This is a genomic window from Pseudomonas sp. FW305-20, from assembly GCF_058788075.1.
On record NZ_JBYTAJ010000028.1, the window covers coordinates 38,249 to 60,458 of the forward strand.

General features: G+C 59.2%; 19 protein-coding genes. 10 read left to right on the forward strand and 9 right to left on the reverse strand.

The features are described from left to right. Positions 1-116: 116 nt before the first annotated feature. Positions 117-1,241 carry an OpgC family protein gene (locus tag AC3WP4_RS21505; protein WP_102616035.1) on the reverse strand — a complete coding sequence of 375 codons (1,125 nt, stop codon included), beginning with the start codon at positions 1,239-1,241 and terminating at the stop codon, positions 117-119. A 240-nt stretch (positions 1,242-1,481) separates the two neighbouring features. Between AC3WP4_RS21505 and AC3WP4_RS21510 the strand changes: the two genes are divergently transcribed. From AC3WP4_RS21510 to AC3WP4_RS21525, 4 genes are all read left to right on the forward strand, one after another. Continuing rightward, positions 1,482-1,856, forward strand: a complete 375-nt coding sequence (locus tag AC3WP4_RS21510) for a GtrA family protein (RefSeq protein ID WP_074873995.1) — start codon at positions 1,482-1,484, stop codon at positions 1,854-1,856. Continuing rightward, positions 1,853-2,794, forward strand: a complete 942-nt coding sequence (locus AC3WP4_RS21515; protein WP_074873996.1) for a glycosyltransferase family 2 protein — start codon at positions 1,853-1,855, stop codon at positions 2,792-2,794. Before AC3WP4_RS21510 ends, AC3WP4_RS21515 begins: the two co-directional genes overlap by 4 nt. 1 nt (position 2,795) lies before the next feature. After that, a complete protein-coding gene (locus AC3WP4_RS21520; protein ID WP_102616034.1) occupies positions 2,796-4,304 on the forward strand; it encodes a glucosyltransferase domain-containing protein in 1,509 nt (502 codons plus the stop codon). Positions 4,305-4,453: 149 nt separating this feature from the next. Further along, entirely contained in the window at positions 4,454-4,828 is a 375-nt protein-coding gene (locus tag AC3WP4_RS21525; RefSeq protein WP_076028495.1) for a GtrA family protein, read from the forward strand. A gap of 55 nt (positions 4,829-4,883) precedes the next feature. Here the strand turns inward: AC3WP4_RS21525 and AC3WP4_RS21530 are convergent, their stop codons facing one another. The 3 genes from AC3WP4_RS21530 to AC3WP4_RS21540 all read right to left on the reverse strand — a co-directional run bounded on the left by AC3WP4_RS21530 (position 4,884) and on the right by AC3WP4_RS21540 (position 7,824). Then, the gene (locus AC3WP4_RS21530) at positions 4,884-5,168 is read right to left on the reverse strand and encodes a putative quinol monooxygenase (protein ID WP_076028494.1); all 285 of its coding nucleotides are present in this window, start codon (positions 5,166-5,168) and stop codon (positions 4,884-4,886) included. A gap of 57 nt (positions 5,169-5,225) precedes the next feature. Next, positions 5,226-6,845, reverse strand: a complete 1,620-nt coding sequence (locus AC3WP4_RS21535; RefSeq protein WP_102616033.1) for an FMN-binding glutamate synthase family protein — start codon at positions 6,843-6,845, stop codon at positions 5,226-5,228. A gap of 178 nt (positions 6,846-7,023) precedes the next feature. Further along, positions 7,024-7,824, reverse strand: coding sequence for a helix-turn-helix transcriptional regulator (locus tag AC3WP4_RS21540; protein ID WP_102616032.1), 801 nt, complete (start codon positions 7,822-7,824; stop codon positions 7,024-7,026). Between the two features lie 125 nt (positions 7,825-7,949). On the opposite strand from AC3WP4_RS21540, the gene AC3WP4_RS21545 reads away from it, so the two are divergent. Together AC3WP4_RS21545 and AC3WP4_RS21550 are read left to right on the forward strand one after the other, a co-directional pair. Further along, a complete protein-coding gene (locus tag AC3WP4_RS21545) occupies positions 7,950-8,771 on the forward strand; it encodes a carbon-nitrogen hydrolase family protein (protein WP_102616031.1) in 822 nt (273 codons plus the stop codon). A gap of 184 nt (positions 8,772-8,955) precedes the next feature. Further along, complete coding sequence (locus AC3WP4_RS21550; RefSeq protein ID WP_102616030.1) at positions 8,956-10,281, forward strand: APC family permease; 1,326 nt, start codon at positions 8,956-8,958, stop codon at positions 10,279-10,281. A gap of 125 nt (positions 10,282-10,406) precedes the next feature. On the opposite strand, the gene AC3WP4_RS21555 is transcribed toward AC3WP4_RS21550, so the two are convergent. Genes AC3WP4_RS21555 through AC3WP4_RS21575 form a run of 5 tightly spaced genes read right to left on the reverse strand, consistent with a single transcriptional unit; the run spans position 10,407 to position 18,798 of the window. Beyond that, positions 10,407-11,813 carry an ATP-binding protein gene (locus tag AC3WP4_RS21555; protein ID WP_102616029.1) on the reverse strand — a complete coding sequence of 469 codons (1,407 nt, stop codon included), beginning with the start codon at positions 11,811-11,813 and terminating at the stop codon, positions 10,407-10,409. Further along, positions 11,810-13,621, reverse strand: coding sequence for a DAHL domain-containing protein (locus AC3WP4_RS21560; RefSeq protein ID WP_102616028.1), 1,812 nt, complete (start codon positions 13,619-13,621; stop codon positions 11,810-11,812). Before AC3WP4_RS21560 ends, AC3WP4_RS21555 begins: the two co-directional genes overlap by 4 nt. Next, positions 13,618-14,577 carry a cytochrome-c peroxidase gene (locus AC3WP4_RS21565; protein WP_076028487.1) on the reverse strand — a complete coding sequence of 320 codons (960 nt, stop codon included), beginning with the start codon at positions 14,575-14,577 and terminating at the stop codon, positions 13,618-13,620. The genes AC3WP4_RS21560 and AC3WP4_RS21565 overlap by 4 nt, the downstream gene beginning before the upstream one ends. Before the next feature lie 43 nt (positions 14,578-14,620). Next, entirely contained in the window at positions 14,621-16,495 is a 1,875-nt protein-coding gene (locus AC3WP4_RS21570; RefSeq protein ID WP_102616027.1) for a putative bifunctional diguanylate cyclase/phosphodiesterase, read from the reverse strand. Continuing rightward, positions 16,492-18,798 carry a GGDEF/EAL domain-containing response regulator gene (locus AC3WP4_RS21575; RefSeq protein ID WP_102616026.1) on the reverse strand — a complete coding sequence of 769 codons (2,307 nt, stop codon included), beginning with the start codon at positions 18,796-18,798 and terminating at the stop codon, positions 16,492-16,494. The genes AC3WP4_RS21570 and AC3WP4_RS21575 overlap by 4 nt, the downstream gene beginning before the upstream one ends. A 259-nt stretch (positions 18,799-19,057) precedes the next feature. On the opposite strand from AC3WP4_RS21575, the gene nosR reads away from it, so the two are divergent. The 4 genes from nosR (at position 19,058) to AC3WP4_RS21595 (ending at position 22,159) form a co-directional block, all read left to right on the forward strand. Continuing rightward, a complete protein-coding gene (gene nosR, locus AC3WP4_RS21580; protein WP_102616025.1) occupies positions 19,058-20,416 on the forward strand; it encodes a response regulator c-di-GMP phosphodiesterase, NosR family in 1,359 nt (452 codons plus the stop codon). 142 nt (positions 20,417-20,558) lie between these two features. Further along, on the forward strand, positions 20,559-20,993 hold the full coding sequence (locus tag AC3WP4_RS21585; protein ID WP_074874009.1) for an NUDIX hydrolase: 435 nt from the start codon (positions 20,559-20,561) through the stop codon (positions 20,991-20,993). Positions 20,994-21,020: 27 nt separating this feature from the next. Then, positions 21,021-21,659, forward strand: coding sequence for a LysE family translocator (locus AC3WP4_RS21590; RefSeq protein WP_102616024.1), 639 nt, complete (start codon positions 21,021-21,023; stop codon positions 21,657-21,659). 2 nt (positions 21,660-21,661) lie between these two features. Further along, on the forward strand, positions 21,662-22,159 hold the full coding sequence (locus AC3WP4_RS21595; RefSeq protein WP_074874011.1) for a GNAT family N-acetyltransferase: 498 nt from the start codon (positions 21,662-21,664) through the stop codon (positions 22,157-22,159). The last annotated feature ends 51 nt before the right edge of the window (positions 22,160-22,210 follow it).

The following is a 22,210-nucleotide window of genomic DNA, read 5'->3' on the forward strand; positions in this document are numbered from 1 at the left end:
GCCTCGTTTCACTCGACAGCTGCTACAGGAATCGCGATTGACGACCGTACACGGATTCGGCAAACACGTTCCCCTGTAGCAGCTGTCGAGTGAAACGAGGCTGCGATCTTTTGATCTTAAGCGGTCGCCACCGACAGTTGCCGATTCAGGCGTTTGTTGAAATCCAGCCACGCCCCCAGCAACGCCATCACCCCGGCACCCACCAATGCGGTGAAAACCTGCATGGCAAACGCATCGTCGGTCAGGGCGTTGAGCATGTCCGCCAACGGCGCCAACAGCACGCCGAGGCAGAAAACTTCCAGTGAGTAGCGCCCCATGCGGCAGCATTGCTGCGCCAGCCAGTTTTGCGTCCAGCCACTGCCGGGCAAGAGCCTGGCGGTGACATAGGCCAGCGCCAGGAAGTGCAGCAAACGGACCGGCGACAGATCGGTCTTGCTGATCGGGTACAACAAGTTGCTCAGGCTCGCCGGCATCAGGGCATCGTGTATTTGCGGCCAGCGCCAGGAGACAGTAATCACCCCGGCCACCACCACGTACACCGCCGCGCTGACAAACAACGGCTGACGCAACAGCGGGCGAGTGTCGGGCACACGTGGCCGCTGCCCATGAATCGCCATGAAGCCGCCGAGGACAAACAGCAGTTGCCAGGTCACGGGGTTGAAGTACCACACACCGTCCTTGATGGCCGCCAGGTTCCAGCCAAACCGCGGAGCCAGCAAGTACACCGCCAATGACACGGCGACGACCGCCCACGGCTTGCGCACCAGCAACGGCAGGACCAGCGGCAATCCCGCCAGCAGCACGATGTACAGCGGCAGCGGGTCCATCAGGTTCGGCTTGAAGCGCAGCAGTAACTCATCCGTCAACGCTTGCTGGGGGTTGGTGATGAAGTGATGCAGGCCCATTTCTTCTACCAGATCGCGGGTTTCCACATGGCTGTTGGCGAAGAACACGATGCCCATCAGCATGGCCAACAGGAAAATATGGACCACGTAGAGCACCCAGGCGCGCCGCAGAATCTTCACGCAGGCGATCAGGTAACCATCGCGCGCAAGGATTTTGCCGTAGGCCAGAACGGCCGCGTAGCCGGCGAGAAACACGAATATTTCTACCGCATCGCTGAAACCGACATTGCGCAGGGTGATTTGGCCAAGGGGGTTGTGAGGCACGTGATCCCAAAAAATGAAGATCAGTGCCAGGCCGCGAAAAAAGTCGATTCGGTGATCGCGCTCAAACGTCATGACGGCAGGCTCGTGGGCGGGTGTTGAGAAAGGAAAAAGCCAAGGGCGCTAAAGATTGCGCGCCGCACTTAGGCGGCGCGCAGGGTGGCGTGATTCGCTGGTAATTGCAAAACGGGGATATTACGGAATGTCTCTTGGCATTGAGGTAAGCCCTGACCGCTGGTCTGAAAGGTCGTCAGACCTGTGATTTCTGACAGTAGACATGTTCAAAGTTTTATGAAGTGAAACGGGAGAATCACCATGAGGCTCTTGTGGAAAGGATTCTCCAGTTACACGGTGGTCGGGGTCGCCAACACGCTGATTCACTGGCAAATCTTCTTCCTGCTGAGCGTGGGGGCCGGCTTCAGTCAGGCTGTCAGTAACCTGTCTGCCTTCTGCGTTGCCGCCTCGTTTTCCTTCTACATGAACGCGCTGTATACCTTCGAAGCCAAGGCGTCGGTCGGCGGTTATCTTCTATTCTTGGGAGCCATGGGGGCGCTGAGTCTGGGCGTCGGCCATGCCGGTGACGTATGGAGACTTCATGGCCTGCTGACGGTGGCTATTTTTTCGGCGTTGAGCCTGGTGCTGGGCTTTCTGTTTTCAAAGTACGTGGTCTTTCGCAGGCGTAACGCATGAAAGTCTCGCTGATCGTTCCGGTATTCAATGAAGAACAGGCGGTCAGCCTGTTTTACCAGGCCGTGCGTCGCGAGTTGAAGCTTGACCAGACCGAGGTCGAAATCGTGTTCATCAACGATGGCAGTTCCGACCGCACGGCCGAGGAGGTCAAGGCCTTGGCGCAGGCCGATGAACAGATATTGCTGATCAACTTTTCGCGCAACTTCGGCAAGGAACCGGCGTTGTTCGCCGGCCTGGAATACGCCACCGGCGATGCGGTGATTCCCATGGATGTCGATTTGCAGGACCCGATCAGCGTCATCCCGCGGTTGATCGACCAATGGCAAAAAGGCGCGGATGTGGTGCTTGCCAAACGCCGGGATCGCACCGCCGACGGTTACCTGAAACGCCACAGCGCTTCGCTGTTCTACCGGGTGCTGAACCGTATCGCCTACACCCGCATCGAAGAAAACGTCGGCGATTTTCGGCTGATGGACCGCAAGGTGGTCGACGTGATTCGCACGCTTCCCGAACACCAGTTGTTCATGAAAGGTGTGCTGTCGTGGGCCGGGTTCAACACCGTGGTGGTGGAATACGAGCGCGCCGAGCGAGTGGCGGGCACCAGCAAGTTCAATGGCTGGAAACTCTGGAACCTGGCGCTGGAAGGCGTGACGTCGTTCAGCACGGTGCCGTTGCGCTTATGGACTTACGTCGGCGGCGGTATTTCGATCTTCGCGGTGCTCTACGCGGTGTACATGGTGCTGGACAAGATTTTCTTCGGCAACAGCGTCCCTGGTTACCCGTCGTTGATGACCGCGATTCTGTTTCTCGGCGGCGTGCAGCTGATCGGCATCGGTATCCTTGGTGAATACGTTGGCCGCATCTACATCGAAGCCAAACATCGGCCGCGCTACGTGGTGAAAGACATCATCGGCGGCAAAGACCGGCTCGGGATTTAGCATGGGCCGGTTCAGCGACTTTTTCAGCAAGGAACTCGGGCGTCGGCAGGTCTGGCTGTTTTTTTTGCTGGCGACCCTGGTGTATGTGGTGCCGCTGATCCTTGCGGACTATCCGTATATCGATGACAACTGGCGATCCTTGTCGGCCGGTATGGCTTGGGCGGAGCAGGGACGGTTATTCACCGAGTTCTTCTACAACCTGCTGACGTTCAGCCAGGCCGCGCCGAACATCTTTCCGCTGCCGCTGTTGATCGCCACGCTGGCCATGGCCGCGGCACTGACCAGCCTGACGTTTCATTACTATCCCCAACCGACAATCGCCTGCTGCCTGGTAACGCTACCGCTCTGGTACAACCCGTTCTTCCTGCAAAACCTGTCTTATCAATACGACGGGCCCGCCATGGCGTTGAGCGTGGTAGCGGTCATCCATGCGATCACCTTTCGTCCCCCCTCGCGCATTCAGCAGTGGCTGGTGCCGTCCTTCCTGGTTGCCTTGGCGATAGGGCTGTATCAGGTGAGTTTCAATGTGTTTCTCGGGTTGTGTTGCCTGGAAGTACTCAGGGCCGCCAATGACAAACTGGCCTGGCCGCAATGGTGCGGGTTGATCGGCTGGAAAATCGCTCAGGCCTTTCTCGGCTGCCTGATTTACGCCGTCAGTGCTTATCCGTTCACTCAGCACAAGCGCACCCTGCTGCTGAACTGGTCTGCGGAGCCGTTGCTGCAACTGCACGTCAACATCGCCAGGGTGCTGGAAAAAGTCGTGCTGCTGTTTCATGGCGGATTTACCTGGGTGTTCGCCGGGTTGTTGCTGTGTGCCATGGCTGGCGCGGTGCGACTGGGGCTCAACGTCGTGGCGCGCCAGGACCGCCCGGCGAACAAAATGCTGATCGGCCTGATCTGCGTGCTGGCATTACCGGCAGTGACCTTACTGGTGTCGGGTATGGCGCTGTTTTTCCGGGACTTCAATGAAGGCGCCAGGACCCTGATGGGCTTCGCGGTCCTGTTGGTGCTGTTGTTCTATTTGAGCCATCTGGCGCTGGCACGAATCCACCAGCGGTTGCCGCTGTTGTTGGTGATTCCGTTGCTGGCGATGCTTTCGCTGTCGTACGCCTACGGGCGCGTGCTGACGGTGCAGAAAGCCTTCGCGGCCAGCGCGCTATTGAGTCTTCAACACGACATCGCGTCGAGTCGACAGCTGCTCGAGGCCAAGCGCATTTACATGTCAGTGACCTATTCCGATTACTGGCTGAGGGGGGCGGCGGGCTCGTTCAAGCAGATGCCGGTGTTGCACTATCTGCTGAACATCGACTTCTTCATGCTGGCCGAGAACCTGCCGAAAGTGGGGATCACCAACGTTGTTGCAGAGAAGGAGCGACGTAACGCGACCCGGGTGGGTTATCAGCACTTTGCGCCGCTGGTGGAGAGCCAGTACTACCGGATTTATCTGATTGGCGATTACGGTTTTATTGTCATGAAAGAGCCCGCGCCGATTAAGAGGCTGCGCTGGTGAAAGGTGAGGGATACGGTTCGCGACGATATCGTCAGATGTGACCTTTGGTCTGAAATGATCACCTACCTGTTATTACTGTCAGTAGACCGCTACAGGGTTGTCACTTAGTTTGAAAGGCACCTGAAACAGGGATATTGGCAGGTGCCGGAATGAAAACGTTATGGAAAGGATTCTGTAGCTACATGGTCATTGGCGTGATCAATGCGCTCATTCATTGGCAGATTTTTTTCGTACTCACCGTCGCCGTCGAACTCAGTCAGGCGATCAGCAACCTTGTGGCGTTTTGCGTCGCCGTCTCCTTTTCCTTTCATGTGCATGCGCTTTACACCTTTGACAGGAAGGCGATGGTGCTGGGCTATCTGTTGTTCAGCGCTGTCATGGGCGTCGTGAGCTATGGCGTCGGACATATCGCAGATCTGTGGCAGGTGCATGGTTTGGTGACGGTGACATCGTCTTGGTTGTTGTACCTGATCGGCGAGTTCTTCTTTTCCAGGTTTGTGGTGTTTCGTGGGTGTGAGTCATGAAGGCGTCTCAGACGCCGATCCGGAATTTTCGGCTCTTCACTGGTAATGGCAGGCATCAGAACGCATCCATCAGCACGACAATGCAATCTCTGGCCTGGTAAGCATTGATCTGCGGTACCAGCCGCCGAAAGTGCTCAGACTGGCAATGAGCATCCAGCGCCGCCTGATTCGGCCATTGTTCGACGAAGATAAAGTGCCCGGGGTCTTTTTGATCGACGAACAGGTCGTAAGCAATGCAATCGGGCTCCAGTCGCGTCTTCTCGACCAGTTCGGCGTACCACGGGCGAACGGTTTCAATGTGTTCGGGTTTGATGAAATCCTGAGCGATGACTTTCAGCATGCTGTCCTTCCTTGGTGTAAAGCCAACCTCCCGATGAGGTTGGCGTTCAATTGTTGTTTACGCGGCAGCCGACTCGTTCGGCTCAAAGCTGTCCGCCCGCGCCATCTGCCACATCCGTGAATAAAACTCGCCATTCACTTCCCCGGTCAGCAATTCCCCCTGTTTCAAGAACACATGCAACTGCGAGAACAGTTTGATCTCGGTCGCCGACATGCGTCGAACCAAATGCTTGGCCGACAATTGCGAAGGATGGTCCAGCCCGGCAGCGGCGAGCATTTCGGCCAGGGCCTTGAGGGTGTTGCGGTGGAAATTGAAGACGCGTTGGGCCTTGTCCGGGACGACGAGTGCGCGTTGGCGCAGGGTGTCCTGGGTGGCGACACCGGTCGGGCATTTGTTGGTGTGGCAGCTTTGCGACTGGATGCAGCCGATGGCGAACATGAAGCCGCGTGCCGAGTTGGCCCAGTCTGCACCGATGGCCAGGACGCTGGCGATGTCGAAGGCGCTGACGATCTTGCCGCTGGCGCCGAGTTTGATTTTGTCTCGCAGGTTCAGGCCGACCAGCGTGTTGTGCACGAACAACAGGCCTTCGCGCATCGGTACACCAATGTGGTCGGTGAATTCCACAGGCGCGGCGCCAGTGCCGCCTTCCTTGCCATCGACCACGATGAAGTCGGGGAGGATGCCGGTTTCCAGCATGGCCTTGGCGATGCCCATGAATTCCCACGGGTGGCCCAGGCAGAACTTGAAGCCCACCGGTTTGCCGCCGGACAGTTCGCGCAACTGCTGGATGAAGTGCATCAGTTCGATCGGCGTGGAAAACGCACTGTGCCGTGACGGCGAGATGCAATCTTCGCCCATCAGGATGCCGCGGGTTTCGGCGATTTCCCGGGTGACTTTGTGCTTGGGCAGGATCCCGCCATGACCGGGCTTGGCGCCCTGGCTCATCTTGATTTCGATCATCCGCACTTGCGGCGTCTGCGCTTGTGCCGCGAAGCGTTCCGGGTCGAAACGGCCGTCCGCGGTGCGGCAGCCGAAGTAGCCGCTGCCCAGTTCCCAGGTCAGGTCGCCGCCGTTTTCCCGGTGATAGGCGCTGATGCTGCCTTCGCCGGTGTCGTGGGCGAAGTTGCCGAGTTTTGCCCCCTGGTTCAACGCTCGAATCGCGTTGGCACTGAGGGAGCCGAAGCTCATGGCCGAAATGTTGAACACCGACGCCGAGTACGGCTGCGTGCACTGCGGGCCGCCGACCGTTACCCGGAAACTGCTCGGGTCGCTCAATGGCGCCGGGCGCATGGAATGGCCGATGAATTCGAAACCCGACTGATACACATCGATCAAGGTGCCGAAGGGTTTGTCGGCGCTTTCATTCTTGGCCCGTGAATAGACCAGCGAACGCTGGGCCCGGGAGAAGGGCAGGGCGTCGCTGTCGGACTCGAGCAGGTACTGGCGGATTTCCGGGCGAATACCCTCCACCAGATAGCGGATGTTGCCGAGGATCGGATAATTACGGCGCACCGCGTGAGGGCTTTGCAGCAGATCGAACAGGCCCACGAGGCTTAGGACGCCGGTGACGGCGGTGATCGGCCACAGCCAGTCGTGCGCCAGGAAGGGCAGGCTGGCGAGGGTAAAGATCACACAGACGGCAAAGAAGGCGTAGCGGCTCAGGAGTGACAGGCTCATACGGTTTCCTTGGGTTCGGACTCAATAGTTTCAACGCAGCAGGGGCATGGATACACACAGATCCCTGTGGGAGTGAGCCTGCTCGCGATTGCGGTGGTTCAGTCGACATCAATGCTGAATGAAAGACCGCAATCGCGAGCAGACTCGCTCCCACAGTAAAAAGCACTCCGCGTTGTAATCAGGCATTTTGGGCCTGGAGAAAAATCGAAAACAGCTCTGACTGGGATTTGATCCCCAGTTTGCTGTACATGTGTTTCTTATGGACTTTCACGGTTTCGACAGAGATTTCCAGCTTGCGGGCGATTTCTTTGCTGGAGCAACCGCTGAGCATCAAGCGCCCGACATCCAGCTCCCGTGCGGTCAATTGCGCGCCTTTGAGTTGCTGTACCGACGCTTCCAGCTGCACACGCCAGTCGACTTGCGGCGGTGCGGGTGCGAGGGCCGCGACTTCGTTGATTTCGTAGGGCAGGCGCTGACGCAACAGGCCGAGCACCCAGGGCTGGATCAGCGACAGCAAGGCGATCTGCTGGCCACTGAAACGCTGCTTGCTGCCCAGTGACAGGCACAGCGTGCGGTCGCCTTCGAGTTGGCAATTGAACTGGATTTCATCGGCCACCACATTCAGACGAAAGTAGCGCTGGTAATACTCGGTCAGTTCGAAATGCTCCGGCGCGACTTCCGACAGACGATAGAGCCCGGTGCGCGATTGCTCGCGACAGGCGATGTAGAACGGATCGAGCAGGTACAGACCGCGCAGATAGTCCTGGAACAACTGATCAGGACTGCCGTCCGCGCCCGGGCATTCGGCGAACACTTGCGGGTGCTGATCGGCGCTGAAAAGCAGCGCCACCCAGCTGTCGAAGGTCACGTACTGATCCAGTAACCGGACCAGTTGCGTCCAGAAATTGGGCTTGTCCAGGGCGTCGATCAGTTGCCCGACCGAGCGGTGCCACGCGATGTCGTCTAACGAGAGTGTCATGCCTCTACCCCTATCGGGTTACCCCAGCGGCGTGATTTCCCGGCCGGTGGCTTGCTGCGCATACTGGCGCACAGACACCGACCGGGCAATCTTTCTGCCAGCCTGGTCAAGAACAAGGAATACCCATGAAAGTCGAACTCGCCCAGTTGGCGGGCCGTGACAACGACACGGCTTACAACCTCGAACGTACGCTGAAGGCGATAGCCGGCTGTGCTGCCGATACGCAGATGATCGTGTTTCCCGAAACCCACTTGATGGGCTTTCCAGCCCTCGAGGCGTTGGCCGAGACCGCCGAACCGCTGGACGGCCCGACCGTCAGCGCGGTGCTGGCCGCGGCCCGTGAACGCCAGATCGCCGTGGTGATCGGCATGGCCGAGAACGACAACGGCCGCTTCTACAACACCACGTTGCTGATCACCCCCGAAGGTATCGCGCTGAAATATCGCAAGACGCACCTCTGGGCGTCGGATCGCGGAGTGTTCGAGGCTGGCGACCGTTACGCGACGTGTGAGTGGAACGGTGTGCGGGTCGGCCTGCTGATTTGCTACGACATCGAATTTCCGGAAACCGCTCGGGCCCTGGCGCAATTGGGTGCAGAACTGTTGATCGTCACCAACGGCAACATGGACCCTTACGGCCCGACTCACCGCACCGCAATCATGGCCCGCGCCCAGGAAAACCAGGCGTTTGCGCTGATGGTCAACCGGGTGGAAGAGGGCGATGGCGGGTTGGTGTTCGCGGGCGGCAGTGCGCTGGTGGATCCGCTGGGGACTTTGCTGTTCGAGGCCGGGCGGGAGGAGGGGCAGTTTGCAGTGGAGCTGGACCTGACTCAGCTGACGGCGGCGCGGCAGGATTATCGGTATCTGGATGATCAGCGGCTGCGGTTGCCGGGGGAGGTTGTTGAGCATGCTTGTGGATTGCGGGAGCTGCTGATTCCTAAAAACTGAAGAAGACCGATCGTTCCCACGCTCTGCGTGGGAATGCCTCAACGGACGCTCCGCGTCCGCTTTTGGGACGCGGAGCATCCCGGGCTGCATTCCCACGCGGAGCGTGGGAACGATCATGCAATACCCGAAATTTAGCGCCGAACTCGGCTCTGCCATAAATCCAATAAATTCGGAGTAGTCGCTCATGGCTCGTTTGCAACGCACCCTGTCATTGGGTTCGGTGGTGCTGTTCGGCATCGCCTACATGACGCCGATCATCGTGCTCGGCACCTTTGGCATCCTCGCTCAATCCACCGTCGGCATGGTCCCGGCCGCTTACCTGGCGGCGCTGGTGGCGATGTTTTTCACCGCCATGAGTTACGGCCGAATGGCCGCGGCGTTCCCCGTCGCTGGCTCGGCCTATAGCTATGTTCGCAAGGCGATCAGCCCGAAACTCGGGTTCATCGCCGGTTGGGCCGTGCTGCTCGACTACCTGTTCCTGCCGATGGCGATCTGGCTGATCGGCGCGGCCTACCTCCACTCTGCGTTCCCGGCCGTGCCGCAGTGGATCTGGGTGCTGACGTTTATCGGCATCACCAGTGCGATCAACATCGTCGGCCTGAAACTGGCCAACGGCATCAACGCGTTACTGATGCTGGTGCAGTTCCTGGTGCTGATCGCCTTCGTGGCGCTGTGCGTTCATTACGTCGGTGGTGATGCGAGCACGCCGTTGTGGTCGGTCAAACCGTTCTTCAACGGTGACATGCAGATGCCGCTGATCATGAGCGGTGCAGCTATCGCCTGTTATTCATTCCTGGGGTTCGACGCGGTCAGCACCCTGACCGAAGAAACCCGCGACCCGCGCCGCACCATCCCGCGGGCGATCATGCTGATCACCCTGATCGGCGGGCTGATCTTTGTCGGAGTGTCGTACTTCGTGCAGATCGCGCATCCGTCGTTCCAGTTCGACAGCGTCGACTCGGCGGCCTATGAAATTGCCCGCAACATCGGTGGTGACCTGTTCGTGTCGATCTTCCTGATCGGCCTTATCGTCGGCCAGTTCGCGTCGGGCCTGTCGGCGCAGGCCAGCGGCTCGCGGCTGCTGTTCGCCATGGGCCGTGACGGCGTGCTGCCAAAATCGTTCTTCGGCACCTTGCATGAACGCTTTGGCACGCCGGTCAACAGCATCCTGCTGTGCGCCGCAGTCGCTTTACTGGCGCTGAAACTGGACGTCACCACCTCGACCTCGTTCATCAACTTCGGCGCGTTCCTGGCGTTCAGCCTGGTGAACCTGTCGGTGATCTTTCACTACTGGATTGGCGGTGAGCACAAAGGGCTGCGTGAATTCGTGTTGTTCCTGCTGTTCCCGTTTATCGGTCTGGCGGCGGATTTGTGGCTGATGGTCAGCCTCGATCATCTGGCGATCTATCTGGGCCTGAGCTGGCTGGCGATTGGCGTGGTGTACCTGGCGGTGCTGACCGGCGGCTTCCGTCGCCAGCCACCGGAGATGGATTTCCAGGAAGCCACCTGACGTCCGGACCGGTGAAGAACCCTGTGGGAGCGAGCCTCCTCGCGAAGGCGGTGTGTCAGTCACTATCGATGTTGACTGACATGGCCCCTTCGCGAGCAGGCTCGCTCCCACAGTTTGAATTGTGTTCAGGCGGCTGGTTTTGTCTGGTGCACGGGCAACTGAACCCTGAAGGTTGTGCCCACGCCCACCTCACTGCGCACCGTAATTTCCCCGCGATGTTTTTTCACGATGCCATAGGACAGGGACAATCCCAGCCCCGTCCCCTGGCCCACCGGTTTGGTGGTGAAGAACGGGTCGAAGATTTTTTGCAGGCACTGCGGCGCAATGCCGGCGCCGGTGTCCGCGACTTCGATCCACACCGTCTGCGCTTCAAGCCCGGTGCGCAAGGTAATCGTGCCGCGCTCCGGGCCGATGGCCTGAGAGGCGTTGACGATCAGGTTCATGATCACCTGATTGATTTGCGAAGGCAGGCATTCGATGTCGGGCAGGTCCTGATATTCCTTGATTACATCGGCCTTGTACTTGAGTTCGTTGGCGACAATGTTCAAGGTCGATTCGATGCCCTGTTGCAGGTTGGCCCACTGCCATTCCTGACTGGAGTCCACCCGGGAGAAGTCCTTCAGGTCCTTGACGATCTGCCCGACCCGGTTGATGCCATCCTTGGATTCCTTGATCAGCAGCGGAATGTCCTCGCGCAGGAACTCCAGCTCGACCCGTTCACGCAGTTGGTGCAAACGCTCGACGAGCTCGCTGGAGCCGATCGCTTCTTCCGCATCCCGATAGGCGTCGAGCATTTCCTGCAGCTGTTTGAAGTAGCCGTCCAGGGTACCGAGGTTGGAGGAAATGAAGCCGATGGGGTTGTTGATTTCATGGGCGACACCGGCCGCGAGTTGCCCCAGTGAAGCGAGTTTTTCCGATTGCACCAATTGGGTTTCCAGCTGTTTGCGCTCGTCGATTTCCCGCTGCAATTCGACGCTGGCGTCGGTGAGCTGGCGGGTTCGGCGCTCGACCATCTGACCCAGATGGTCCATCTGTACGCTGGCTCGTTCGGTCATGTCCCATTTGGTCAGCAAGGTATTGGCCATCTGCTGGACTTCAATGTTGTCGAACGGTTTTTTCAGAATCAGCAGCCGGTCATGCGCTTTCAAGCGGTCCAGCAGTTCATCCCAGGAATAGTCGGAATAGGCGGTGCACACCACCACTTGCAGGCGCGGGTCGGCCTGCCACAAATGTTCGATGGTTTGTGCACCGTCCCAGCCCTCGGGCATGCGCATATCGACGAATGCCAGGGCGTAGGGGTGGTTTTGCTGCAAGGCTTCGTTCAGTTTGCCCAGGCCTTCCTGGCCGCCATAGGCCGAGTCCAGCTCGAACAGTGCACGGGTTGATTTCACTTCGTTGCCAAACAGTGCGGCTTCCATCTCGTCCAGTTCGGCGGTCTGCTCCGGCATGGGGGTGAGAATCTTGCGGAAGTCCACGTGAATCGACGGGGTGTCATCGATCAGTAGAATGCGTCGGTTCGAAAGCTCGCTCATGCTTCCTCCGGTACGGTTTTCAGCGGGATCTGCAACGTGAACAGCGCGCCCTTGCCCGGTCCGTCGCTATGGGCGGTGAGGTGGCCATTCATTTCGATAGCGGCCAGGGCGCAGCTGTGCAGGCCAAAGCCGTGGCCTTCCTTGCGGGTCGTAAACCCGTGGGCAAAGATGCGTGTCATGTTTTCCTCGGCAATGCCTTCGCCGTCGTCCTTGACGCTGACTTGCAGGGTCGTGTCTTCGACGATTTTGACCCCCAGGGTCATTTGCCGCGGGCGATTGGTGAGATCGGACATGGCGTATTTGGCGTTGCTGATCAGGTTGATCAGGATCAGCAGCAATCGGTGTTTGTCCCCCATGACCTGTGGCACATCGCCGTATTCCTTGACCACCGTGACGTGGTGTCGGGTCAGGGCGCCGGAGTTCATGCGCAGGGCGTCCTCCAGCAATTCGCTGATGTACAGCGGTTCCATCAGGCTGTTGGCGCCCGCGTAGGACTGCTGGGTGGCAACGATGTCCTTGATGTGGTCCACGCTTTTGGTCAGCTGGGCCAGTTCGTCGCTCATGCCTTGTTGTTCCAGGGCTATCGCCTCCACCAGTTGGTTCAGGTAACCCGGTAGCAACTTGCCTTTTGCGTCTTCGGTCAGAAAGGTACCGAGGTCCCCTTGATGGTCGTTGATCAGTTGCATGGCCTTGCCCAGGCCCTGGGTTTTGCTGGCGCGCAGTTTGCGGCTCACCAGGTCGGCCGAAATGTTCACGCTGTTGAGCACGTTGCCGACGTTGTGCAGCACGTTCGTGGCAATCTCGGCCATGCCGGCCTGACGTGCGGTGTCGAGCAGTTCGCTCTGGGTATCCTTGAGTTCGCGGGTGCGTTCTTCAACCCGCAGTTCCAGGTCGTCATTGGCGGTTTGCAGGGCTTTGTTGACGCGATTGATCACCGTGAAACTGCGCATCAGGTGAATCGCCAGGTACACCAGCAGCAACACCAGCAGCACCGAAAACAACAACATGTAGAAGTGATAGCGCTGGTCGATTGCATCGGTCTGCTGCTGGTCCGTGTTCAGCAGGTTGGTAATGTCGTCCAGGCGTTGGGCCACGGGAACGGCTTCGATGTTCTCCAGTAACCGATTGACCACCGGTTGTTCGCGCAGGATCAGCGCGATGTGGTTGCTCAAGATATCGATCGGGCTGTGGAACTGCTCCGGCAACCTCTGTTTGTTGACCCCCAGTTTGTTCAGCCCGAGCAAGATGTCGGCGGCCTTGTCGTCGGAGGTGACCTGAGCGAACTCCAGGCTGCTGAGCAGCAAGTCATAGGTGTCGGTGGCGATGTTCTGCAGTTGCAGTTGGTCGCCATCCACCACCTGACCCAGTTGCCCTTGAATGTCGTCTTCTGCGGTCGGCAGAAATGCCAGCGAGTTGCGCAGCACCGCATTGTGAGATTTGAACCGTTCCACCAGACGGGTTTTTTCCTGAATGGCGGCGAGGTAGGCAGCATGGCTTTCACGCCAGATAGGTGATTCTTTACGGCCGTGGCTGGTTTCCATGGTGTCGAACCGTTCCCATAGCGCCGACATCTGGGTAGGCGGTGTGACCAGCGGATCGTAGTTGTGACTGATGGCAATCCTGGCCTTGAGGATCTCGGTCTCCCACTGCGCGTTCAGTTGTTTGATCCGGCCGATCAGGTCCCGGGATTCGGCGTAGGTCGTCGTCTGGCTCGAATTGGATTTGAGGTACAGGAACAGCAACATCGAGGCCAGCAGCACGGCTACCAAACCAAGCAGCATCAGGTTGCGACGACGGGAAATGTTCATAAGGGCTTGCCTCCCCATTCGCCGGTCAAGGTCTTGAGGAATTTGATGATCAGGGTCTTGTCGTCGTCAGAGGGGTCACGGCCGAGCTGGAACTTGAACATCACGTCCACCGCCTCTTCGAGGGTTTTGGCCGAGCCGTCATGAAAGTACGGCGCGGTCACGGCGACATTGCGCAAGCTCGGCACCTTGAACACATTGCGGTCTTCGTCATCCTTGGTGACCAGATAACGGCCCAGGTCAGACTCGGTGGGGTTGCCGCGTCTCTGGAAGTAATCGCCCATGACCCCGAACTTCTGGTACATGTTGCCGCCGATGTTCACCCCTTGGTGGCAGGCGATGCAGCCGTACTCCTTGAAGCGTTGGTAACCGTACTTTTCCTCTCGGGTGAGAATGTCGGTATCGCCCATCAGGTATTGGTCGAAACGCGAGTTGGCACTGATCAGCGTGCGTTCGTAGGCGGCCAGGGCATTTTGCGCATTGTTCATGGTCACGCCGTCGGGGTAGGCGTTACTGAACGAGGTCTTGTAAGCCGGGTCAGCGGACAGCATTTTCACCACGTGTACCCAGTTGCTGCCCATTTCGCTGGGGCTCTGCACCACTTCGTGGATTTGGGTTTCCAGTGTGTCGGCGCGGCCGTTCCAGAATTGCCGGAAATTCAGGCTGGAGTTGAACACGCTGGGGGTGTTGACCGTCACTGGAACGCCGTTGAACCCGATGGAAAATGCCTTGTTGTCGGCACCGCCGTTTTCCAGTCGATGACAACTGGCGCAGGACAAGGAATTGTTCACTGACAAACGTGTCTCGTTGAACAACTGGCGACCAAGTTCGACCCGCAGCGGATTTTGCTGGGGCACCGCCGGCAGTGGTTTGAGCGGTTCATCCAGCGGCGCGGCGCCAGCGCTCAGGCAGAGCCCGAACAACGGCGCCAATAGCAGACGGTGAAAGAAAGGCGACATCTGATGATTCCTTGGCTTGGGCCTGTGTGTCGTGGCGCATCGTTCACGTGGCTGCGGGCGAAGAGGGCTTCACCGACCCCAGATACCGGACGAAGGCATCGGGTTCGACGGCTTTGCTGAAATAGAAACCCTGGCCTTCTTCGCATCGATGGGCCTTGAGGAAGTCCAGTTGTTCGAGGGTTTCCACCCCTTCGGCAATGATGGTCAGCTTGAGGCTCCGGCCCAGGCTGATGATGGCGCTGACCAGCGCGGCGTCGCTGCTGTCGTTGCTTAAACCGCGAATGAACGACTGGTCGATTTTCAGCACATCGATGGGAAAACGCCGCAAGTAGCTCAGGCTGGAATAACCGGTACCGAAGTCATCGATGGCCAGCCGCACACCCATCTCCTTGAGCCGGGTCAGGGCGTTCACCGTGGATTCGACGTTCTGCATCAACACGCCTTCGGTGATTTCCAGCTCAAGCAAGGCCGGATCCAGGCCTGTTTGTTTGAGTGTCTGTTCGATGCCGTCGATAAAGTCCCGCTGACGGAAGTCGATGGCCGACATGTTCACCGACATGCAGATCTTCGGCAGCCCCGCGGCCTGCCAGGCGCAGCTTTGGCGACACGCCTCGGCCAGCACCCATTTGCTCAACGGCACGATCAAGCCGCTGTCTTCGGCCACACTGATGAACTCCGAGGGGTAGACCAGGCCGTGCCCCGGTTTTTGCCAGCGAATCAGCGCCTCGGCCCCGACCACCTGGCCACTGCCCAGGTCCAGTTTGGGCTGGTAATGCAGGACAAATTCGTTGCGCTCCAGCGCCAGGCGAATGCCGCTCTCGATGCTTTGCTGATCCCGGGCGCGCTGGTTCATCTCGTCGATGAAAAAACTGAAATCGTTGGGGCCGCTTTCCTTGACGTTGCGCATCGCAGTTTCGGCTTTCTTGATCAGCGCGATGGCATCGAAGCCGTCGTCCGGGTAAATGCTGATGCCCAGGCTGGCGGTAACGCTCAGGTCGTGGCCGGCAATGTGCTGCGGCACGCGGATGGCGTTCAAGAGTTTTTCGGCGATGCCTTTGGTCTGCTGGGGATGGCGGACGTCGGCGAGGATCACCACGAATTCATCGGAACCGTAGCGGAACACCGAGTCGGACTCGCGCACCGTCGCCACCAGATTGCGCCCGACCTGTTTAAGCATTTCGTCACCGACCGGATGACCCAGGGCATTGTTGATGCGCTTGAAGCGATCGAGGCCCAGAAACATCACGGCCAGTTGTTTGTCATGGCGCCGGGACAGGGCCAGGGACTGGTTCAACCGGTCACCGAGCAACGTGCTGTTGGGCAGCTCGGTCAGTACGTCGTACTGCAACAGGTGCGACACCTTGAGCAGTTCGTGGACCCGCGCCTCGATGGTTTGCTCCAGGCTCAGGACCTTCATCGCCGCGTCCTGTGCCATCTGCCATTTCCAGGTCAGGGCACTGGCCATCTGACGGATTTCCAGGCTGTCGAAGGGTTTTTTCAGCACCAGCAACTGGTCGCCGAATTCCAGTCGTTCGGCCATGTCTTCCCAGGTGTAATCGGAAAAAGCGGTGCACAACGCGATTTGCAGGTGAGGGTCGGCCTTCCACAGTTGTTCGATGGTTTCCAGGCCGTCCCAGCCCGGTGGCATGCGCATGTCGGTGAACGCCATGGCATAGGGGCGACCTTCGGCCCGTGCGCGCGTGACCAGTTCGAGGGCTTCCTGGCCTTGATAGGCCGAGTCGAGCTGGAACGTCAGCCGATCCAGCTGCACGGTGCCGAAGAGGGCTTCTTCAGTGCCGGCCAGGGTCTTTTCGTCATCGGCCTCAGGCCCAAGAATCTTGCGAAAGTCTTCATGAATCGAGGGCGTGTCGTCGATGACCAGGATGCGCCGGTTGGTCCGCACGAAAGGCGATTTCATCCTTTGTCCTCCGTGAGGCGTGGCATGTTGTCCAGAATCGGCCCGATGTCATGGCTGGGGGGCACGATGCTGCCGGCCTTCAGCAGCTCGGCGGCCTGCTGGCTGCTGACCGCTTTGCTGAAGAAGTAACCCTGGGCGTTCATCGGTGAACCGGTGGCCATCAGCGAGCTGCGCTGCTCCTGGGTTTCGACGCCCTCGGCAATGATGCCGATCCCGACATCACGGGCGAAGTTGATGATGGCGCGCAAAGTGTTCGCACTGGCCGGATCGCGGGCCGCGGTGTCGATGAAGGCCTGGGCGAGTTTCAGGTGATTGACCTGATAGGTCTTGAGGTAGTCGAACGAGGAGTACTCGGTGCCGAAGTCGTCGATGGCGATCTTCACCCCCAGTTCACGCAGGCGCGGCAGCACATCGTTGTGCGTCCATTTGGTCTGGGCCAGCGTCGCTTCCGTGACATCGAAGCGCAGGTCCCAGGGGCAGAGTTCCCAGCGTGCAGTGGTGCGCAACACGTCATAGATCAGTTCGGGACCACTCTTGAGTTGGGCCAGGGACAGCTTGATCGCAATCACCGGCGGCGCCATGCCCTCATCGCGCCATTGACGCATTTGCTGGCAGGCATGATCCAGGACCCAGTGACCGAGCGCGACGATGGTGCCGGTCTTTTCCGCCGCGGGCAGGAACGCCGGGGCTTCCAGCAAACCGCGCTCCGGGTGGTTCCAGCTGACCTGCGCTTCCATGCCGAGGATCTTGCCGCTGCTCAGGTCCACTTCCGGCCAGTAATGCAGTTCGAGTTCGTCGTGTTCGATGGCCGTTCTCAGGTCGCTGGCGATGGTCATGCGTTCGACCACTTCCTGATTGATCTCCTCGGAGTGGAAGTGGTACTGGTTGCGACCCTTTTCCTTGGAGCGATACAGCGCCATGTCGGCCTGGGTCAGCAGACCGTCGGCGCTGGTGCTTGCCGGGGTGTAACTGCTGATGCCGATACTGACCGAAACCCGCACATCATTGCCGTCCAGGGAATAGGGCAGTACCAGCGTGTCGCGGATCTTGGCGGCCAGGGCCGCGGATTGGGTCGGGTCGCTGACGTCCAGCTGCAAGATCGCGAACTCGTCACCGCCGAGGCGGGCGACCACATCGTTTTCGCGCACACAGTCCTTGATCCGGCGCGCAACCTCTTGCAACAACAGATCGCCCACCGGGTGACCGAGGGTATCGTTGATGCGTTTGAAGTGATCCAGGTCCAGGTAAAACATGGCGAACGGAGCCGCCCCCCGACGCGCCGAGGCGAATGCCTGGTGCAAGCGCTCGATCAGCGTCGCACGGTTGGCCAGCCCGGTCAGCCCGTCGGTACGGGCCAACAGGGCGATTTTCTCTTCGGCCAGTTTACGTTCGGTGATGTCGATGATGATGCCTTCGACTTCCAGCAACCGGCCTTCATCGTCGCGCACCGGGATGTAGCGGTTTTCGACCCAGCGCCAGGCTCCTTCGCCAGTGCGCATCCGGAACTCGATGGAAGCGCCTGCCGCATGCCGGTCCAGAACCCGGGCCATGGCAGTGTCGACCTTGCTTTGATCATCGGTATGGATGAGTTCCTGGGCCCAGTTGGCCGAAGCGACCAGTTGCGCCGCGACATGACCGTATTTGGTGATGTTGTGCGAGATATACATCAACGGAAACGACGGCTCGCCGCGCAACCGATACAGAATGGTCGGGCTGTTCTGCACGATGATGTTGGCGTCGGACAGCTCTCGGGTGCGCTCTTCGACCGCCTGTTCGAGCAGCGACATCTTCAGCTCTGCGTCTTCGGTCATTTGCCACTTGGCCGTCAATGCGCTGGCCATCTGGCGAATTTCGATGGCATCGAAGGGTTTTTTCAGAATCAGCAGGCGATCGCCCAGTTCCAGGCGGTCGTCGATGTCTTCCCAGGAATAGTCGGAATAAGCGGTGCAAAGCGCCACTTGCAGCTTGGGATCGACCTGCCACAACCGTTCGATGGTTTGCAGCCCGTCCCAGCCCGGCGGCATGCGCATGTCGATGAAGGCCATCGCGTAAGGCATGTCGTTGGCCAGTGCCGTCTCGACCTTGTTCAGGGCTTCGAGACCCTGAAACGCCGAGTCGAGCACGAAGCTTTGCAGCGATTGCGCCGCAGGAGTGCCGAACAGGGCATTTTCAGCGCTGATCAGGCTGTCGTCATCGATCGATGGCGGGCTGAGGATCTTGGTGTAGTCCGCATGAATCGAGGCTGTGTCGTCGACGATAAGAATTCGTCGATTGGTCCGCGCCAGCAGCGTATTTATCGACATACGCCAGTACCGGCGGCAGCTTGATGCGGTTTTCTCATACGGGGCTTCCTTTCCCTGATCACCTGGCCGAACGCACAGATTATGGATCCGAGTCAGCTGAGCATAGTCGCCTGTCCTGCATTTCGCGCAACTCAATGAGCCGAATCATTTCGGTTGGCGGGCGGAAAATCATCTAGCCTGTAGGTCAGGCTCCGGCAATAGGGGATGTTTGCCTCGGGGCCTGCCACAACGATCTGCCCGTTTCACTTGAGGTAACGCCATGGAAGAGCAACTCCCCACGACACTGAACGATAAACCCAAGGTGCTGCTGGTCGATGACGAGGAGTCAATTCTCAACAGCCTGCGTCGCCTGTTACGCGGCCAGCCCTACGAGTTGCTGATGGCCACCAGCGGTGCCCAGGCGCTGGAGATCATGGAGCAACATTCCATTGAGCTGGTGATGACGGACGCCCGCATGCCCAATATGGATGGCGCCACGCTGTTGGCCCGCATCCATCAGCTATACCCGGCGACTACCCGGATTCTGCTCACCGGCTACGCGGACATGCCGACGATCATCAAGGCGATCAACGAAGGGAAGATTCACCGCTACATCAGCAAACCCTGGAACGACGAGGAAATGCTCCTGACCTTGCGCCAGGCCCTGGCTCATCAACATTCCGAGCGCGAACGCCAGCGCCTGGAGCAGTTGACCCGGGTGCAGAACGACCAGTTGAAGTCGCTCAATACCACCCTGGAAAAACACGTCGCCGCCCGCACTGCCGAACTCCAGCAGACCGCCGACATGCTCGACCTGGCCTACGAAGAACTCAAGCACAGCTATGTCACCGGCACCGAGGTGTTCTCGCTGCTGGCCAACCTGCGCCTGCCGCCGGCCAAACAGACCAACCGCCAGATCATCGAACTGGTGCGGGTGTATTGCAAACTTCATGGCCTGGACGAGGGTACCGGTCGCGACCTGACCATGGCCGCGGCGCTCTACAACATTGGCAAGCTGAGCTGGACCGACAGCATGATGACCGCGCCCGCGGACCTGCTGCATCACAGCGATCGGGAACGCTATCGCGGTTATCCCAAGCAGAGTGAATCGCTGTTGATGACGCTCGACCCGATGAAGGACGCCGCCCGCCTGATTCTTCATCATCAGGAGCGCTGGGACGGCAGCGGCTTCCCCGACCGGCTCAAGGGCGAGGCGATTCCGTTCGGTTCGCGGCTGTTGAAACTGGCGGTGGATTTCATCGAGTTGCAGCGCGGGCTGATTCTCGAGCGGCAGATGAACAGCGATGAGGCGCTGGTCTACATCCGCAGCTATGCCGGGCGACTCTACGATCCCGAGCTGGTGGAGGATTTCATCCAGGTCTGTGCCGCGTACCTGAGCGATGTCTCGTTGGCCGATCCGTCGGTCAAGGTGCTGACCACACGGGAAGTGGCGGCGGGCATGATCCTGGCGCGCAACCTCAATGCCGACAACGGCATGCTGCTGCTCAATGCCGGCAAGGTGTTGAATGGGCCATTGGTGGAGAAGTTGATCGCCTTCGAAGCGATGGAAGGCGCGAAATACAGCATTTTTGTGAAGGTGCCGGAAGAAGTGAACGGCGCGATTCTCGAGGTGGGTTAGTTTTTCCAGACGTTACAAAAAAACCTGTGGGAGCGAGCCTGCTCCCACAGGGGCCAGTGTTGCTTTGAAGCTGTTTTTTCGGCGTGACGAGGCAGCGGAGCCATGTGATCCTTGCGCCTTTTGCCAAGGACGATCCTGATCCATGACCCTTTCAGCCACTGCTTCGCCCCATCTCATCCGCATCGCCGCTGCCCTGTTGATCGGCCCGCACGGTCGAACGCTGTTGGTCCGCAAGCGCGGCACCGAAGCGTTCATGCAGCCGGGGGGCAAGATCGAAGCCCATGAGCAACCGGTGCACGCGCTGGCCCGTGAACTGGAAGAAGAATTGGGGTTGGTCATCGATCCGGCGCACGCCACTTATCTCGGGCAATTCTCGGCACCGGCCGCCAATGAGCCGGGTTTTACCGTCCAGGCCGAACTCTTTCAGCTGACCATCGACTCGGACGTATCGCCGGCGGCCGAGATCGAAGAGGTGCGCTGGATCGACCCGGCCACTGACGGCAATCTCACGCTGGCGCCATTGACACGGGACCTGATCCTGCCGTTTTATCGAGCCTCGTTAACCGCGATCGCTTGATCATTTCTGGACTAAAAGGACTTGCCCATGATCCCGCTTCAAGACTTGCTGATTTTCGCCGCTGCCGCGTTGCTGATGGTGCTGACGCCGGGGCCAAACATGATCTACCTGATCTCCCGTTCGATTTGCCAGGGGCGCAAGGCCGGTGTGACGTCGTTGCTGGGTGTGGTCGCGGGGTTTTTCGTGCACCTGTTCGCGGCGGCTGCCGGTTTGACCGCGGTGTTTCTGGCGGTGCCGATGGCCTACGAAATGCTGAAGTGGGCCGGTGCGCTGTACCTGATGTGGTTGGCCTGGCAAGCCGTCAAACCGGGGGCGCGTTCACCGTTCGAAGCGCAGCAGTTGCCGCCGGACTCGTCGCGCAAACTGATCACCATGGGCTTTCTGACCAGTGCCCTGAACCCGAAGATCGCCGTGTTTTACTTGTCGGTGTTTCCGCAGTTCATTACGCCTGAGCATGGCTCGGTGTTCACGCAAAGCATCACGCTGGGGCTGACTCAGATCGGCGTCAGTTTCAGCGTCAATCTGCTGATCGCTCTGTTCGCTGCGGGCATCGCCTCCTGGTTCGTCAACAACCCGTCCTGGCTGGCGGTGCAGCGCTATTTCATGGGGTTCGTGCTGTCGGCGCTGGCGGTGCGACTGATGCTGGAACAACGACGGATGGCTTGAACATGTGGATTGAACGGCTTGATGCCAGTCATGCTCTGGATTATCGGGCGCTGATGCTCGAAGCCTATGACCTGCATCCCCAGGCGTTTACCTCCAGCGTGCGCGAACGTGCTGTGATGCCATTGAGTTGGTGGGAATCACGCCTTACCAGCAAGCTGGACGTGGTGTTCGGCGCGTTCGAAGGCGGTGAGCTCGCGGGCATCGTCGGCCTGGCTTTCGAACCCCGGGAAAAGGCCCGGCACAAGTCGACATTGTTCGGCATGTACGTGTCGGGCAAGGTCCGGCAGCGCGGGGTCGGATATCAGCTGGTGCAGGCTGCCCTGGCTGAAGCGCAGGAGCATAAAGCTCTGAGGCTGATCCAGCTGACCGTCACCGCAGGTAATGACGCCGCGTTCAAGTTGTACCAGCGTTGCGGTTTCATCCAGTTTGGCCTGGAACCGCTGGCGGTGCGCGTTGGCGAAGACTACTTCGACAAAATCCACATGTGGCGTGAACTCTGAATCTGGGGATCACAAACATGATCATTCCCACGCTCCGCGTGGGAATGCCTC